Annotated in this window: 12 protein-coding genes; 7 read left to right on the top strand and 5 right to left on the bottom strand. The window is 71.8% G+C overall.

Annotation, left to right across the window (positions count from 1 at the left end; all coding sequences use genetic code 11):
• Positions 1 to 38: 38 nt before the first annotated feature.
• Both NYZ95_RS12885 and NYZ95_RS12890 read right to left on the bottom strand, forming a co-directional pair.
• The gene (locus NYZ95_RS12885; RefSeq protein WP_262851720.1) at positions 39 to 386 is read right to left on the bottom strand and encodes a hypothetical protein; all 348 of its coding nucleotides are present in this window, start codon (positions 384 to 386) and stop codon (positions 39 to 41) included.
• 67 nt (positions 387 to 453) lie between these two features.
• A complete protein-coding gene (locus tag NYZ95_RS12890) occupies positions 454 to 3,090 on the bottom strand; it encodes an ATP-binding protein (protein WP_262851721.1) in 2,637 nt (878 codons plus the stop codon).
• 470 nt (positions 3,091 to 3,560) lie between these two features.
• Between NYZ95_RS12890 and NYZ95_RS12895 the strand changes: the two genes are divergently transcribed.
• Positions 3,561 to 6,359, top strand: a complete 2,799-nt coding sequence (locus tag NYZ95_RS12895; protein ID WP_262851722.1) for an Ig-like domain repeat protein — start codon at positions 3,561 to 3,563, stop codon at positions 6,357 to 6,359.
• Positions 6,360 to 6,364: 5 nt separating this feature from the next.
• On the opposite strand, the gene NYZ95_RS12900 is transcribed toward NYZ95_RS12895, so the two are convergent.
• Both NYZ95_RS12900 and NYZ95_RS12905 read right to left on the bottom strand, forming a co-directional pair.
• Positions 6,365 to 7,981 carry an MFS transporter gene (locus NYZ95_RS12900; protein WP_262851723.1) on the bottom strand — a complete coding sequence of 539 codons (1,617 nt, stop codon included), beginning with the start codon at positions 7,979 to 7,981 and terminating at the stop codon, positions 6,365 to 6,367.
• Positions 7,982 to 8,008: 27 nt separating this feature from the next.
• Positions 8,009 to 8,839: an alcohol dehydrogenase catalytic domain-containing protein gene (locus NYZ95_RS12905; protein WP_262851724.1), complete on the bottom strand. Its 831-nt coding sequence runs from the start codon at positions 8,837 to 8,839 to the stop codon at positions 8,009 to 8,011.
• A 164-nt stretch (positions 8,840 to 9,003) separates the two neighbouring features.
• On the opposite strand from NYZ95_RS12905, the gene NYZ95_RS12910 reads away from it, so the two are divergent.
• A complete protein-coding gene (locus NYZ95_RS12910; RefSeq protein WP_262851725.1) occupies positions 9,004 to 9,393 on the top strand; it encodes a winged helix-turn-helix transcriptional regulator in 390 nt (129 codons plus the stop codon).
• A gap of 3 nt (positions 9,394 to 9,396) precedes the next feature.
• On the opposite strand, the gene NYZ95_RS12915 is transcribed toward NYZ95_RS12910, so the two are convergent.
• Positions 9,397 to 10,005, bottom strand: coding sequence for a DUF305 domain-containing protein (locus tag NYZ95_RS12915; protein WP_262851726.1), 609 nt, complete (start codon positions 10,003 to 10,005; stop codon positions 9,397 to 9,399).
• A 92-nt stretch (positions 10,006 to 10,097) separates the two neighbouring features.
• Here NYZ95_RS12915 and recO point away from each other — a divergent pair, with 92 nt between their 5' ends.
• The 5 genes from recO to gltX are packed head-to-tail and all read left to right on the top strand — an operon-like array spanning position 10,098 to position 14,254.
• Positions 10,098 to 10,826, top strand: a complete 729-nt coding sequence (recO, locus tag NYZ95_RS12920) for a DNA repair protein RecO (RefSeq protein WP_262851727.1) — start codon at positions 10,098 to 10,100, stop codon at positions 10,824 to 10,826.
• 34 nt (positions 10,827 to 10,860) lie between these two features.
• Complete coding sequence (locus NYZ95_RS12925; RefSeq protein ID WP_262851728.1) at positions 10,861 to 11,628, top strand: isoprenyl transferase; 768 nt, start codon at positions 10,861 to 10,863, stop codon at positions 11,626 to 11,628.
• Complete coding sequence (locus NYZ95_RS12930) at positions 11,625 to 11,984, top strand: YchJ family protein (protein WP_262851729.1); 360 nt, start codon at positions 11,625 to 11,627, stop codon at positions 11,982 to 11,984. The genes NYZ95_RS12925 and NYZ95_RS12930 overlap by 4 nt, the downstream gene beginning before the upstream one ends.
• Positions 11,985 to 11,994: 10 nt before the next feature.
• Complete coding sequence (locus tag NYZ95_RS12935; RefSeq protein WP_262851730.1) at positions 11,995 to 12,774, top strand: fumarylacetoacetate hydrolase family protein; 780 nt, start codon at positions 11,995 to 11,997, stop codon at positions 12,772 to 12,774.
• Entirely contained in the window at positions 12,767 to 14,254 is a 1,488-nt protein-coding gene (gene gltX / locus NYZ95_RS12940) for a glutamate--tRNA ligase (protein ID WP_262851731.1), read from the top strand. The genes NYZ95_RS12935 and gltX overlap by 8 nt, the downstream gene beginning before the upstream one ends.
• The last annotated feature ends 105 nt before the right edge of the window (positions 14,255 to 14,359 follow it).

Genomic DNA, 14,359 nt, shown 5'->3' on the forward strand with positions numbered 1-14,359 from the left:
CCCCGCGGGCACCGAAGGGTCTCTCGGCAGGAGTGCCGTCACCGCCGCACGCTGGGTGACGGCTCTCCTGACTCGACCTCGTCGGCCAAGGTGGCTCGTGCGCGTTCACGCAGCAGGGCGTGCGCGAGGGCGACCGTGCGGGGGAAGCCGGTGCGGCGGCCGGCACGGAGGGACTCGGCCAGACGCGGGTCGGACTCGAGCGTCGCTGCGACGGACCGGTACGCGTCGGCGAGAGGACCAGGGACGGTGCTGAGGATCAGGGCTGGCTGCTCGCCGAGCGCGCCGCACACGACCGCCGCGTCGCGCAGCGCCCGGTCGGGTCGGCCGTCGGGTGAGACGGCGTCCGAGACCACCTGAACGGCGCCGGCGGCACCGAGGACGAGCACGGATCGGTACCCCGTTCGACGTGCGAGGTCGATCGCCCGCTCCAGCCGGACGACGGCCGTCGCGAGGTCACCTTCGAGCCGCGCGCAGGCCGAGCCCGGCGAGCAGCCACATCTCAGCCTGCTCGTCACCGTTCGCGCTGGCCATCGCGAGCATCTCGTCGAGGTCGGGGAGCGGTTCGTCGATCCCGTCGGCGGCGGGGCCGAGCATGCGCAGCACGAAGGAACACATCAGCTCCATCCGCTGGTACCGGTACGCCCGCGCGTCGGCGAGCACGTCCGCGAGGGACTGGACGGCGATCGACGGGTCGGGGTGGCCCTGGGGATGGGCGAGGATGAAACGCGCGGCGATGCGCCAGCGCGGGTCGCCCTCGGCGTCCTCGATCACCCGCGCGAGCTCCTCGGCGCGCGCTCGGGCGCCGGTCGCGCAGTCCACCCGCACCGCGCCCACAAGCAGGGCCGTACGCATCTCGGGGTCGCTGTCGCGGAGCACCACGTCCACGGCGGCGTCGACATCGTGGCGTGCCCGTGCGAGGTTCTCGTCGCCGCCGAGCTCCACCAGCAACGCCGCGCGGACGAGCCGGCACTGCGCTTCCTGGACGTCCGACAGGTCCGCTGCGGACGCGACGACACGGTCGACCTCCCGCAGTCCTTCGCTCGTCGCACCGGCGACCCACCACACCGACCCGCCGGAAGCGAGCGCATGCGCCGCCTGCCCGGCCCTGCCGTGGTGATGACACCACGCGAGTGCGGCCCGCACCGCGGGAAGGTCGGCCCGGAACCGGCGTACGACCGGCAAGGTCTCGATCGTCTGCGGATCGGCGCCCTCCTGCCCCAGCTGCGAGGGCGGCCATGTCGCGGCGAGGCGGGCGAGCGCGGTGACGGCGGCACGTTCCTCGATCACGGGTCGTTCGCCGCTGTCGTCGAGCAGCTTGCTCGCGAACGCGCGGGTCGTCTCGAGCTGGCGGAAACGGACCGTCCCGCCGACGCCGACGACGCGGAGCACGAGGCGACGGTCGACGAGGTCGGCGACGTCGTCCAGCACGCTGTCCCCGTCGCCGCACACCGTGCGTACCGTCTCCAGATCGACGGCGCCGCGCAGCGTAGCGAGCCTGCGGAAGACCGTTTGAGTGCGGTCGGGGAGACGTCGTGTGGCGGCAGCGAGCGCGGCGTACAGGCCCCGGCTGCGAGCAGCGGTGCGGCCGGGACCGAGAAGATCCATGACTTGATCCCCGTCGCCGGACTCCAGCGCGGCCAAGACGCCGTCCACACCGAGCACGGCGGCCCGCGCTGCCGCCAGCTCGACCCCGAGAGGAAGCCCGTCGACGTGCTGGCAGAGGGACCGCACGGTCGCGAGCGTGGACCGATCACGTGCGAGGCGGACCCCGGCCCGCTCGGCGCGGACGAGGAACAGGCGCACGGCGGGCGAACGGGCGAGCGCCGCAGCATCGGTGGTCTCCGCCGGGATCGCGAGGGGGACGACCGGGTGCACAGCCTCGGCATCTTGCCCGAGCGGTGTCTGGATGGTGGCCAGCACGACGAGGTACGGGCACGCGTCGACCAGAGCGGCGATCGCGGGCCCGTGCTCGACGAGGTCGTCGATCCCGTCGAGCACGAGCAGCAGGCTGCGTTCGTGAAGCTGGTCGGCGAGGGCTTCGCTCGTGAGGCTGTCCGGCGCGGCGCCGACCGCGGTCGCGACCGCGGCGACGAGGCCTCCGAGATCGTCCACGTCCTCGCCGTCCACCACGGCGACGGGCTCACCGAGCTCCTCGCGGCGACGGTGGGCCATCTCGTTCGCGAGCGCCGACTTCCCGACGCCGGCCGGTCCCACGAGCGTCACCAGACGATGGCCGTCAGCGAGCAGCGACTCGATCGCGGTGAGGTCGCGCTCGCGCCCCACGAGGCTACGGCGTGGCGGCAGGAGGCGGCGCACCTCGGGGACGGCCCCGACACCTCGCCCCCGGGCGATCTGCTCGACGACCGCACGGGTCTGCGGGGACGGCGCGATCCCAAGCTCGGCCTCAGACCGCCGGACCCAGGCGGCGTGCATGGCGAGCGCGGTCTCCGGGTCACCGAGGGCGGCCAGCGTACGCAGGAGGCATCCGTGCGCAGGCTCCGAGAGCGGAGCGAGCGCCGTGAGGTGCTCGGCGCGCCGTCGCGTGGAGGCGTCGGGGCCTGCCTCCAGATCGGCGTCGACCGACGCGATCAGCACTCGTACGGCCGCCGCGCGCAGACGGTCCTGCTCGCGTTCGACCCAGTCGGCCGACGGCGCACTGGGTGGCGCGAGATCGGCGAGCAGGTCCCCGGTGTAGGCGTCTGCGGCCTCGTGCAGCGCACCTCGAGCGGACACATCGGTCACGGTGTGCAGCGCGAGCGCGCGGCGGGCGAGTCGCTGGAAGCGCACGACGTCCAGCCGTTCTCGCTGGTCCGCGTCGATCGCGAGCGACTCGCGGTCGGTCAGGAGGAGTCCGGGTGCGTGCTGCCGGATCTCGTTCACGACGACCCGCAGGTTGCCGCGCCCGGTGGACGGTGCAGAGCCGGGCCACAGCAGGGCGGCGAGTCGAGCGCGGGGGACGCGGTGGTCGGCCAGCGCGAGAACGGCCAGGACGACCGTAGCGCGGCGCGAGAGCCCGGGGCCCGGGTCGTGGTGCGGCATGCTCCGTGGGCCCAGCAGAGTGGGGAGGCGCGCGTCGCCCAGGTCTCCCATCGGTTCCCCTTCGTCTCCTCGCGGCGACGGTATCTCGGGGTGCCTTCTCGCGTCAGAACGTTGTCAGAACGGTTCGTGGTTACGTTCGGCGCGCCGTGGCTGCGACCTGCCACGCGAGCGAGAAGGGGACCGCCATGACCTACTCAGCGCGTCGTCGCGTCGTCGGACTCCTGGCGGCCTGCGTCGCCGGGGCCGCCACCCTGGTCGGGGTGTCGCCACCGGCGGCAGCGGACCCGCCGCCGAACTGCGTCGGCGCGTTCGAGTGCCTCTATCTCGTGTCGAGCAACGGCGGAACATTGCGTCTCGACGGTTTCCCGCTCGATCTGATCCCGGTCGTGACGAAGCCCGGCGGAGTGTCCGGGGACCCGCCCTGGGAGGGGACTTTTTACATCGCCGCGCACGATGGCCCCCTTCCGATCTGGTGTCTAGACGCGGGTAGCCCGCAAAGGTGGGAAAACTGTGCCGCCGCGATGTCGCAGGCGTTCTACTTTGAACCCGCCTCGGGGCAGGCGTGGACCGACCGCGATGTGGTCGACACCGCGAGCTGGACTGCGTGGGACTCGCCGTCGAGTTCGGAGTACTTCTACCTCAAGTCTGCAGAGCGCAGGGGTCTCGACGAACGGTGTCTCCAGCTCGGCCACCTGGTGGCGGACATCGAGGTCCGTCCCTGCAACGATTCGCCGAACCAGAAGTTCGAGTTCAAGGACTTCGACAACGATCCTGACCGGGCTCAGAAGACGCAGGGCGAGAAGGATCGTCTGACCGCGCGGGTCCTGGGCTCCGCGATGGAGTTCGCTGCACAGCGGTGCGCCTTTCTGAAGACCGACTGTGCGCTCCAGCTGCGTGACAGGACGAGCGGGGTCGTCCTCTCGGACTGGGACCGGATCGACCAGCTGACGATCGACGCGCGACCGCAGCCGGTCATTCGCGCGACGGGTTGCGCGAGCGGCGGCGGACCGCAGTCGATCTACAACGGCGGCTCAGAGCCGATGTCGACGACGATCGGCGCTAGCGCCACCAGCGAGATCAGCTCGTCGGTGACGACCAGTCTCGCGGTCGAGAACACGTTCAGCTTCGGCAAGGACTCGGCCTTCTTCAAGTACGAGCTGAAGGTGACCGCGTCGGTCGCGTACGGCCGGACCTGGACGGACAGCACCACCGTCTCTCAGGACGTCCAGTGGACGATCCCGCCGCGACGCTTCGCCACCGCCACCCTCGCGACCGCCTCGGTGCTCGGGACGTCGTCGTGGCGCATGAATGCCCGGCCCGGCTCCGCCCACCCGTGGGAGACCAAGGACGTCGTCGAGCTCGCGATCCCGTACGCGGCACGCGCGAACGCGTCCGCGCCGGACACGACGCTGGCGGTGCATAACAGCTGGGGCCAGAAGATGTGCGACGCGGACCCCGCCACGGTCCTCGCCGAGGGGCGACAGGTCTCCGTCACCAACACCACCGCGCCTGACGCAGGGCCGATCCCCGGAGACGTCCTCACGGCGAACGCGGACCCCGCATGGTGGGAGGAGCCACGGTCCATCGGCTCGCCCGCGCCCGGCGTGAACCTGATCTATCAGTGGTACCGCCAGCGCGGCAGTGAGGCGCCGTCGCCGATCCCAGGCGCGACGAAGAAGAACTACACGGTGACCGGGGACGACGTCACCGACGACGAGATCGTCGAGTGGGTGGGGCCCTACCACCTGTACGTCGGGGTGACCGACGTCGCGAATGCCAACCGCTTCGACAGCATCGAATCGTTCGCGGTGGCGACCGACGCCACCCGGTCCGAGCGTGCGCCGAACCAGACCGGTCCCAAGGAGACCGTGCTGCGGCTGTCGGTGGAGAATCCAGGCACGACGGCGACCAAGGACACCGTGCTGTCGGTCGAGGCACGCGCCGAGGGAGCGACCTCACCGCCGAGCGGCACGGTGACGATCCACGACAACGGGGTCGTGCTCACCGACGTCGCGTTGGGCGCCGACGGCACGGCCCGGAAGTGGGTACGCCTCGCACCGGGCGTCCACGATCTCGACGCCACGTACCTCGGTGACGGGAGCGTGGGCGCGGCGGTGAGCAACCGTACGAGGACGACGGTCACGAAGGCGGCGTCGACCACGACCCTGCGGGTCCCGAGCAGCACGAGGGCGCAGACCGAGACGACGGCACGGGTCGTCGTCGCGGGTGACGGCGACGCGCCCACCGGTACCGTACGGATCTACGACGGCGGGACCCCCCTCGGCAGGCCTGCCGAGCTGGACGGCGACGGGAGCGCCCAGGTCACGCTGCCGGGATTCGCGGCCACCGGCAGGCACGACCTCTCGGCCCGCTACCTCGGCGACGGCACGTACGCGTCGTCGTCCAGCGACCAACGCCTGGTCGACGTCAGCGAGCTCCCGACGACCACGCGCGTGGACGTCACCGGGGCCGCGGTGGCCGGTGGAATGTTGGAGCTGGCCGCGCAGGTGCGCTCGTCCGGCGGTGTTCCGGTCGGGACCGTGCAGTTCACCGACCACGGCCGTCCGCTGGGTGAGCCGGTCGCGCTACGCGCCGGCGTGGCGAAGACGACCGTACGCGGGCTGAGCGCCGGCGAACGGTTCTTGTTCGGCGCCTCCTACGACGGGACCGACCCGTACGCGTCGTCGACCAGCGTCGATCGGCCGGTGACCGTGGCCGCAGCATCGACGTCGGTCGCGGTGCGGACGTCCCGCACGGTCGTCGCTGCCGGCGACCAGGTGGCCCTGCGGGCAAAGGTCACGGCGCGTGGAGCCGACATCCGGGGGACGGTCCGGTTCTTTGCCGACGGACGCGCGCTCGGGTCGCGGGTCGTCGACGGCGACGGCGTCGCGACGTTGCGGACCTCCCGCTTCGAGGTGGGAAAGAACCGGGTCTCCGTGGCCTTCTTGCCGGCGAGCGGAGCGCCGCTCGCCGGAGCCACCTCGCCGACCGTCGTCCAGACGGTACGTCGCCACCGTGCCGTGGTGCGCGCCAGGACCGACCGTGCCGTGCTCCGACGTCGTGACCGGCTCGAGGTGACGGGCTCGGTCAGGATCGCCGGACGGCCCTCCGCCGCGTTGACAGTACGTCGGGTGTGGCTGGTCATCGACGGGCGTCGGATGGTGCGGGGCAGCGTCCGAGCCGACGGGACGTACGCCCTGCGTCTGGCCGCAAGGAAGCTGACGAGGGGGCGGCACGCGATCCGGGTGGACTACGTCGGCTCGAAGCGACCGTCGGTCGCCCCGTCGACCTCGCGTGTCGTCGTCGTACGGCGCCGCTGACCTCGTCAGGCGCTGGTGGCGTTGCGGCGCCGTCGGCGGCTCGGCTGGTCGGCGCCGCCGGCGACGCGGCGAGGCGACGACGGGTCGGCGGGCAGGGCCAGGGTTGCCGCGAGGCCGGCGACGAGGATGAGGGCGGCGACACCGGTGGTGACCTTGCTGGCGGTGATCAGGGACTCCTCGGCGGCACGGCCGGCCTCGGCGGTCGCCGGGTCGTCCACGAGCTCCGGGATCACGGCGCCCGCGCTGTCACGCACCACCGCGACGAGGTCGTCCTGCTGGGAGGTCGGGACGTCGGTGCGCGCGAGCGCGTCGCCGGTCTGAGACGCGAGGGTCGAGATGAGCAGGCCGCCGAGTACGGCGATGCCGAGGGCGGAGCCGAGCTGGCGGACCGTCGTCAGGAACCCCGACGCCTGACCGCTCGACCCGACGGGGATGTCGATGAGGATCGCGCTGGTCAGCTGCGCGGTCGCCATGCCGACGCCGATGCCGTACAGGAAGAGCAGGGACGCGATCACCGGGCCGCTGACGTCGGCGCTGATGACCAGCGCCGTCCCCGCGATGGCCACGACCTCGAGGACCAGGCCGATGCGGATCACGGCACGCTGACCGAGTCGGTGCGTGAGCGGCGGGGTGGCGCCGGAGGCGAGGAACGTGCCGATCGCGAGCCACAGCACGAGGACGCCGGTGCCGAGCGGGGTGTAGCCCAGTGCGCCCTGCAGCAGCAGCGGGAGCGTGAAGATGAGCCCGATCTCGCCCAGGGCCACGACCATGGCCGCGAGCGACCCGTACCGGAGCGAGCGGAAGCGCAGCAGCCCGAGGTCGACCAGGGTCACCGCGCCGGCGCGGGCCCGACGCCGCTCGACCACGACGAACGCGACCAGGAGCGCCAGCCCGAGGGCGAGCGAGACCGGGACGGGAGAGAGGGCGCCGGAGTCCTGGCGCCACCACCCGAAGTACTGGCCCTCGATGAGCGCGAACACCACGCCTCCGAGCCCCAGCGTCGAGAGGAGGAGGCCGGGCAGGTCCGTACCCGGACGGATGTCGTCGTCCCGGGTCTCGCCGACGACCTTCATGATGCCCACGAGGGCGAGCAGACCGAACGGCACATTGATCCAGAACGCCCATCGCCACGTCGACTCGGTCGCGAGCCAGCCGCCGAGCAGCGGGCCGACCGCGACCATGCCGCCGACGGTCGACCCCCAGATCGCGAACGCGATCGCCCGGGCGCGCCCCTGGAAGGTCGCGTTCAAGGTCGAGAGTGAGGCGGGCACGATCATGGCGGCGCCCAGGCCCTGCACGAAGCGGGCCGCGATCAGCATCTCCTGGTTCTGAGCCGCGCCGGCGCTGAGGCTGGCCACCATGAACAGGACGAGGCCCACGGCGTAGACCTTGCGGCGCCCGATCCGGTCGCCGAGCCGACCGGCCGCGAGCAGCAGCGAGGCGAGCATCAGGAGATAGATCGCGTTCATCCACTGCGCGCCCGCGGCCGTCAGGCCGAGGTCGTCGATGATGACGGGGACGGCCACGTTGACGATCGTCATGTCCATGACGACCAGCGAGACGCCGAGGGACAGCGTCAGCATCGCGAGCCACTGGCGGCGGGAGATCGGGGTGTCACTCACCGGCGGATCGTAACAGCGTTTCGGAGCTCAGGGGACGAGGATCCAACGCCCGGCTGATCCCGGCGCGTCCGCCGCCTCGGCGTACGCAGCCGCGGCCTCGCTCAGCGGGCGTCGACCCGCGATCCGGACGGGGACGGTCCCGTCCGCAGCCAGGGGCAGCAGGGCGCTCAACGCCGGTCCGTCCGCGGTCGTCGTGATCGCGGAGACCGCGATGTCGCGCTCCGGGGGGACCGGCCACCCCGGCTTGACACCCACGAACCGTCCGCCGTCGGCGACGTACGCGAGGCTGGCCTGCTGCAGCCCGGCAGCGTCGATCGCCGCGTCGTAGCTGCGTCCGCGCGCCGCGGTGAGTGCCGTCTTGGCGCCCAGCGGGTCCACCAGGTGCTCGGTCCCGGGCTTGACGAGCGCGTCGACCGTCCATCCCTCGCGCACGGCGAGCGCGGTCGCCCACGTACCGACACCGCCTGCGGCGCCGATCACGAGGAGAGACCCGCGCGGCGCGCCGAGGAGGTCGAGCGCCTGCCGGGCCGCGAGGGCGTTGAGGGGGATCGCCGCCGCGGTCTCGAGGTCGAGCCCCGCCGGGAGCGGGGCGACGTGCGTCGAGGGGACGACGACGTGCTCGGCGTGGGCACGTGCAGGGGCGGTGGGGTCGGCGTGCAGGCCGGCTACCCGGTCGCCGACGGCGAGGTCGGTGACGTCGACTCCGACGGCGACCACCGTCCCCGAGAAGTCGAAGCCGAGCCCGATGAGGTCGGGCAGCCCGAGGGTCGCGTGGTCGGCCGCGACGAAGCTGTCGAAGAAGGTCCACCCGGCGGCGGCGACCTGGACCTGGACGTCGTCCGGGCGAAGAGAGGGCAAGGCCCTCTCCTCCCAGCTCGGGGTCGGCTGGCCGGAACGTGAGACGAGGACGTGCATGGGATCTCCTGAGTGGACGAGGCGGGCTTGTCCTCTCACTGTCAGAGATCTACTCTCTTTTGGGAAGTACGCACTGTGAAGTGGCCAACGCACCCGGAGGTGGGCCCGTGCCTGAGACGACTGCTGACGCGCCCGCGTTCAACGCCTTCAGCGCCCACTGTCCGAGCCGTCGCCTGCTGGACACGATCGGCGACAAGTGGGCGAGCCTGACGATCGCCGCGCTCGGCGTCCACGGGGAGCTCCGCTACTCGCAGCTCGCCAGCACGATCGAGGGCGTTAGTCAGAAGATGCTCACCCAGACCCTGCGCAACCTCGAACGCGACGGCATCGTCGACCGTCGTGTCACGCCCACCGTGCCGATCCGCGTCGACTACTCGCTGACGGAGCTGGGGCGGTCGCTCCTCGCGGTGGTCTGCGCGCTCAAGGACTGGGCAGAGGTCCACATGCCGCAGGTCGACGCGGCCCGGGCGGCCTACGACGCCGCCGCCCGGCCCTAGGGGTCACTCCGACAGGTCCTGCATCTCGTCGACCTCAGCGCGCTGGGCGTCGGAGATCTGCTGCGCCAGCGTGGAGATCTCCGGGTCGCTGCCGTCGCGGAGCGCGGCCTCGGCCATCGTGATCGCCCCTTCGTGGTGGGCGATCATCTGCCGCAGGAACTCCTCGTCGAACGCCTCGCCCGACAGGCTCGCGAGGTGCTCGAGGTCCGCAGGCGACATCATCCCGTCGGCGCCACCGTCCGTACCGTGCTCGCCGTGAACCTCTGTCCCGGCGTCGTCGGCGGACGGCACCTTCTCGCCGCGCTCCTTCAGCCAGCGGGTCAGCGTCTCGATCTCCGGGTCCTGCGCGGCGCTGATGCGTTCCGCGAGCGCGGTGACCTCCGCGCCGGCACGCCCGGGGGCGAGGGCTGCCATCTCGAGCGCCTGCCGGTGGTGGGGGATCATCTCCTGCGCGAACGTCACGTCGGCGGACTGGGCCTCGGACTGGCTGGAGCCGTGCTCACCGTGGTCTTTGCCGGAGTCGTCACCGGAGCTGCACGCAGAGGCGCCGAGTCCGAGGGCGACGGTGGCGATGAGGGCGGCGGCGCGACGGCGTGCGGTGGAGGTGAGCATGGCGACAACATACCCCTAGGGGGTATAGACCTCAACCCCCGGGATCCGAGTGGCCTCCACCCGTACGACGAACGACCCGGCAGAATGGTGCCGTGGCGTTGTACCGCGACGAGGCCGTCGTCCTCCGCACCCAGAAGCTGGGTGAGGCGGACCGCATCGTCACGCTCCTGACCCGCCACCACGGACGGGTCCGTGCGGTCGCCCGCGGGGTGCGCCGGACGAGCTCGCGCTTCGGCTCGAGGCTCGAGCCGTTCATGCACGTCGACCTGCAGCTCGCCGAAGGACGCACCCTCGACGTCATCACCCAGGTCGAGACGCTCGACGCGTACGCGGGGCGGCTCGGCAACGACTACGGCGCCTACACCTGCGGCACCTCCATGCTCGAGTCCGCGGACCGGCTCGTCGGCGAGGACGGGCACCCGGCCGCGCAGCAGTACCTCCTCCTCGTCGGGGCGCTGCGCGCACTCGCCGACCGACGCCATCCCAGCGGGCTGATCCTCGACTCGTTCCTCCTGCGCTCGCTCGCGATCGCGGGGTACGCCCCGAGCTTCGACGCGTGCGCACGCTGCGGCGTCCAGGGTCCGCACCGCGCGTTCAACGCGGGCGCGGGCGGGATGCTCTGCACCGACTGCCGCCTCCCCGGATCCGCCAACCCGTCTCCCGACACCGTCGTCCTTCTGGCCGCGCTGCTCAGCGGTCTGTGGCCGCAGGCGGAGGCCTCGGGGGAGCGCGCGCGGCGGGAGGCGAGCGGCCTCGTCGCGACGTACCTCCAGTGGCACCTCGAGCGCGGCCTGCGCTCGCTCGACTACGTCGACCGCTGAGCCCGGTGCGACGGCGACGGGGGAGAATGGTGGCGTGACGCGCCTTCCCGTACGCCGCCCGACACCCCACCCGTCCGGTGCCACCGCCCCCGCGCTCCCGCTCGACCAGGTCCCGCAGCACGTCGCGATCGTCATGGACGGCAACGGCCGCTGGGCGAAGCAGCGCGGGCTCCCGCGGACGGCCGGCCACGAGGCGGGGGAGTCCTCGCTGTTCGACGTCGTCGAGGGCGGCATCGAGATCGGCGTGAAGTGGATCTCGGCGTACGCCTTCTCGACCGAGAACTGGAAGCGCTCGCCCGACGAGGTGCGCTTCCTCATGGGCTTCAACCGTGACGTGATCCGCCGCCGCCGTGACGAGATGCACGAGCTCGGCGTACGCGTGCGGTGGGCTGGCCGGCGTCCGCGGCTGTGGGGCAGCGTCATCAAGGAGCTCGAGATCGCCGAGGAGCTCACCAAGGACAACGACGTGCTCACCCTCACGATGTGCGTCAACTACGGCGGGCGGGCCGAGATCGCCGACGCCGCCGCCGCGCTCGCCCGCGACGTCGTGGCGGGCAAGGTCAAGGCGGCCAAGATCGACGAGACGCTCTTCGCCCGCTACCTCGACGAGCCCGACATGCCCGACGTCGACCTGTTCTGGCGCACGTCGGGGGAGCAGCGGACGAGCAACTTCCTCCCGTGGCAGGCGGCGTACGCCGAGATGGTGTTCTCCGACATCGCCTGGCCCGACGTCGACCGGCGGGCGCTGTGGGAGGCCATCGAGGAGTACGCCCGCCGCAACCGCCGGTACGGCTCGGCGTGAGCGTATTCACCACCCCGTGCCCGTGCGGCTCGGGCGAGTCGTACGACGCCTGCTGCGGCCCGCTGCACCGCGGGGAGCACCAGGCGGCAACGCCCGAGGAGCTGATGCGCTCGCGCTACGCCGCGTACGCCCGCGACGACCGGGACTACGTCTTCCGCACGTGGCACCCCCGGACGCGTCCGGACGCGGTGCCGCCGACGCCCGGGCTCACGTGGGAGCGCCTGGAGATCCTGGAGGCCGACGGGGACGAGGTCGAGTTCGCCGCGCACTACCGGACGGCGGACGGTGCCGGGGTCCTGCACGAGCGCAGCCGCTTCGCGCGCCGCGCGGGCCGCTGGTTCTACCTCGACGGATAGGCTGAACCCCGTGCGTATCGCGAGATTCACGACCGACGAAGACCCCCGCTTCGGCGTCATCGGCGAGGCCGACGGCGTCCCCGTGGTCGCGGCGATCACCGGCGACCCCCTCTATGCAGGCGTCCAGCTCACCGGCGAGAAGCTGTCTCTGGACGACGTCCGCCTCCTGGCGCCGGTGCTCCCGCGGAGCAAGGTGATCGGCATCGGCCGCAACTACGCCGCCCACGCTGCCGAGCTCGGCAACGAGGTGCCGTCCGAGCCGCTGGTCTTCCTCAAGCCCAACACCAGCGTCGTCGGTCCCGGCGACCCGATCCTTTACCCCGGCTTCACCGAGGACCTCCAGTACGAGGGCGAGCTCGCCGTCGTGATCGGCAGGATCTGCAAGGACGTCCCGGTCGAGGACGCCGCGAAGGTGATCCACGGCTACACCGTCGCCAACGACGTCACGGCGCGCGACCTCCAGCGGACCGACGGCCAGTGGACCCGTGCCAAGGGCTCCGACGGCTTCTGCCCGATCGGGCCGTGGATCGAGACCGACCTCGACATCACGGACCTGCGGGTCACGACGACCGTGGGCGACCGCGTGGTCCAGGACGGCTCGACCGACCAGATGATCTTCAAGGTCCCCGAGCTCATTGCGTACGTCTCGAGCTTCATGACGCTGCTCCCGGGCGACGTCATCCTCACCGGCACCCCTGAGGGTGTCGGTCCCATGAACCCTGGTGACGAGGTCAGCGTCACCGTCGAGGGCATCGGAACGCTGACCAACAAGGTGGTATCCCGTGACTGAGTCCAACCGCGCTGTCCGCGTGCGCTTCTGCCCGTCCCCGACGGGCAACCTGCACGTCGGCAACGTACGGACCGCACTGTTCAACTGGGCGTTCGCCCGTCACAACGGCGGCAGCTTCGTCTTCCGCGTCGAGGACACCGACGCCGCGCGCGACTCGGAGGAGTCCTACCAGGGACTGCTCGACGCGCTGCGCTGGCTCGGTCTCGACTGGGACGAAGGGCCGGAGGTCGGAGGCGACTTCGGGCCGTACCGGCAGTCCGAGCGTATGGGTCTCTACGCCCAGGTCGCCGAGAAGCTGGTCGAGGCCGGCTATGCCTACTACGCGTACGACACGCCCGAGGAGCTCGAGCAGCGGCGTGAGCAGGCGCGTGCCGAGGGCCGTTCCAGCGGCTACGACGGCCTGCACCGCGACCTCACCGACGAGCAGCGGGCCGCGTACGAGGCCGAGGGCCGCAAGCCGGTCATCCGCTTCCGCATGCCCGACGAGGCGATCACCTTCACCGACCTCGTGCGCGGTGAGGTGACGTTCGAGCCGGAGCACGTCTCCGACTACGTGATCGTGCGGGCCAACGGGCAGCCGCTCTACACGCTGACCAACCCGGTCGACGACGCGATGATGGGCATCACCCACGTGCTGCGCGGCGAGGACCTGCTGAGCTCGACCCCGCGGCAGATCCCGCTGCACCGTGCCCTGGTGGCGCTCGGGCTCGGCGAGGGCGTCGTCCCCGAGTACGGTCACCTGCCGTTCGTGATGGGTCAGGGCAACCGCAAGCTGTCGAAGCGCGATCCCGGTGGCGGCCTCGACGAGTACAAGCAGCGCGGCTTCCTGCCCGAGGGGCTGCTCAACTACCTCGCGCTGCTCGGCTGGTCGATCGGCGGTGACCGCGAGGTCTTCTCGCTGCAGGAGATGGCCGAGGCGTTCGAGATCTCGCGGGTCAACCCGAACCCCGCACAGTTCGACCCCAAGAAGTGCGAGGCGATCAACGCCCAGCACATCCGCGACCTGCCGGTCGAGGAGCTCGCGTCCCGCCTCGTCCCGTACCTCGCGGACGCCGGACTGGTCGGCGCCGAGCCCTCGGACCAGGAGCTGGCGCTGCTCGCCGCGGCGACCCCGCTGGTCAACGAGCGCATCACGGTCCTCAGCGAGGCCGTGGAGATGCTCGCGTTCCTCTTCGTGAGCGACGACGGCTTCCAGGTCGACCCGGACGACGCGGCCAAGGTGCTCACGGAGGACGGGCTCACCGTGGTGCGTGCCGCCCGCGACGCGCTCGCGCCGCTGGAGCCGTTCGACACTCCGTCGATCGAAGCGGCGCTGCGTGCGGCGCTGGTCGACGGGCTGGGGCTCAAGCCGCGGCACGCGTTCGGCCCCGTGCGGGTCGCCGTCTCTGGCCGTCGCGTCTCGCCGCCGCTGTTCGAGTCGATCGAGCTGCTCGGCAAGGCGCGGACGCTGAGCCGTCTCGACCGCGCGCTGGAGGGCTGACGTCCGCTCGCGCACCACGACCCCGACATGAGAATCCTCACGTCGGGGTCGTTCGCGTCCGGGCGGCGCAACTCGGCGTACGACGCGACGCCGTCTCGCCCTGCC

The organism is Mumia quercus, from assembly GCF_025506335.1.
In the GTDB taxonomy this organism is placed as follows: domain Bacteria; phylum Actinomycetota; class Actinomycetes; order Propionibacteriales; family Nocardioidaceae; genus Mumia; species Mumia quercus.

Excerpts from the sequence above, each read along its gene's own strand:
- NYZ95_RS12915 (WP_262851726.1), bottom strand. The coding sequence starts at position 10,005 with ATGCTCACCTCCACCGCACGCCGTCGCGCCGCCGCCCTCATCGCCACC.
- NYZ95_RS12890 (WP_262851721.1), bottom strand. The coding sequence starts at position 3,090 with ATGGGAGACCTGGGCGACGCGCGCCTCCCCACTCTGCTGGGCCCACGG.
- NYZ95_RS12895 (WP_262851722.1), top strand. The coding sequence starts at position 3,561 with ATGTCGCAGGCGTTCTACTTTGAACCCGCCTCGGGGCAGGCGTGGACC.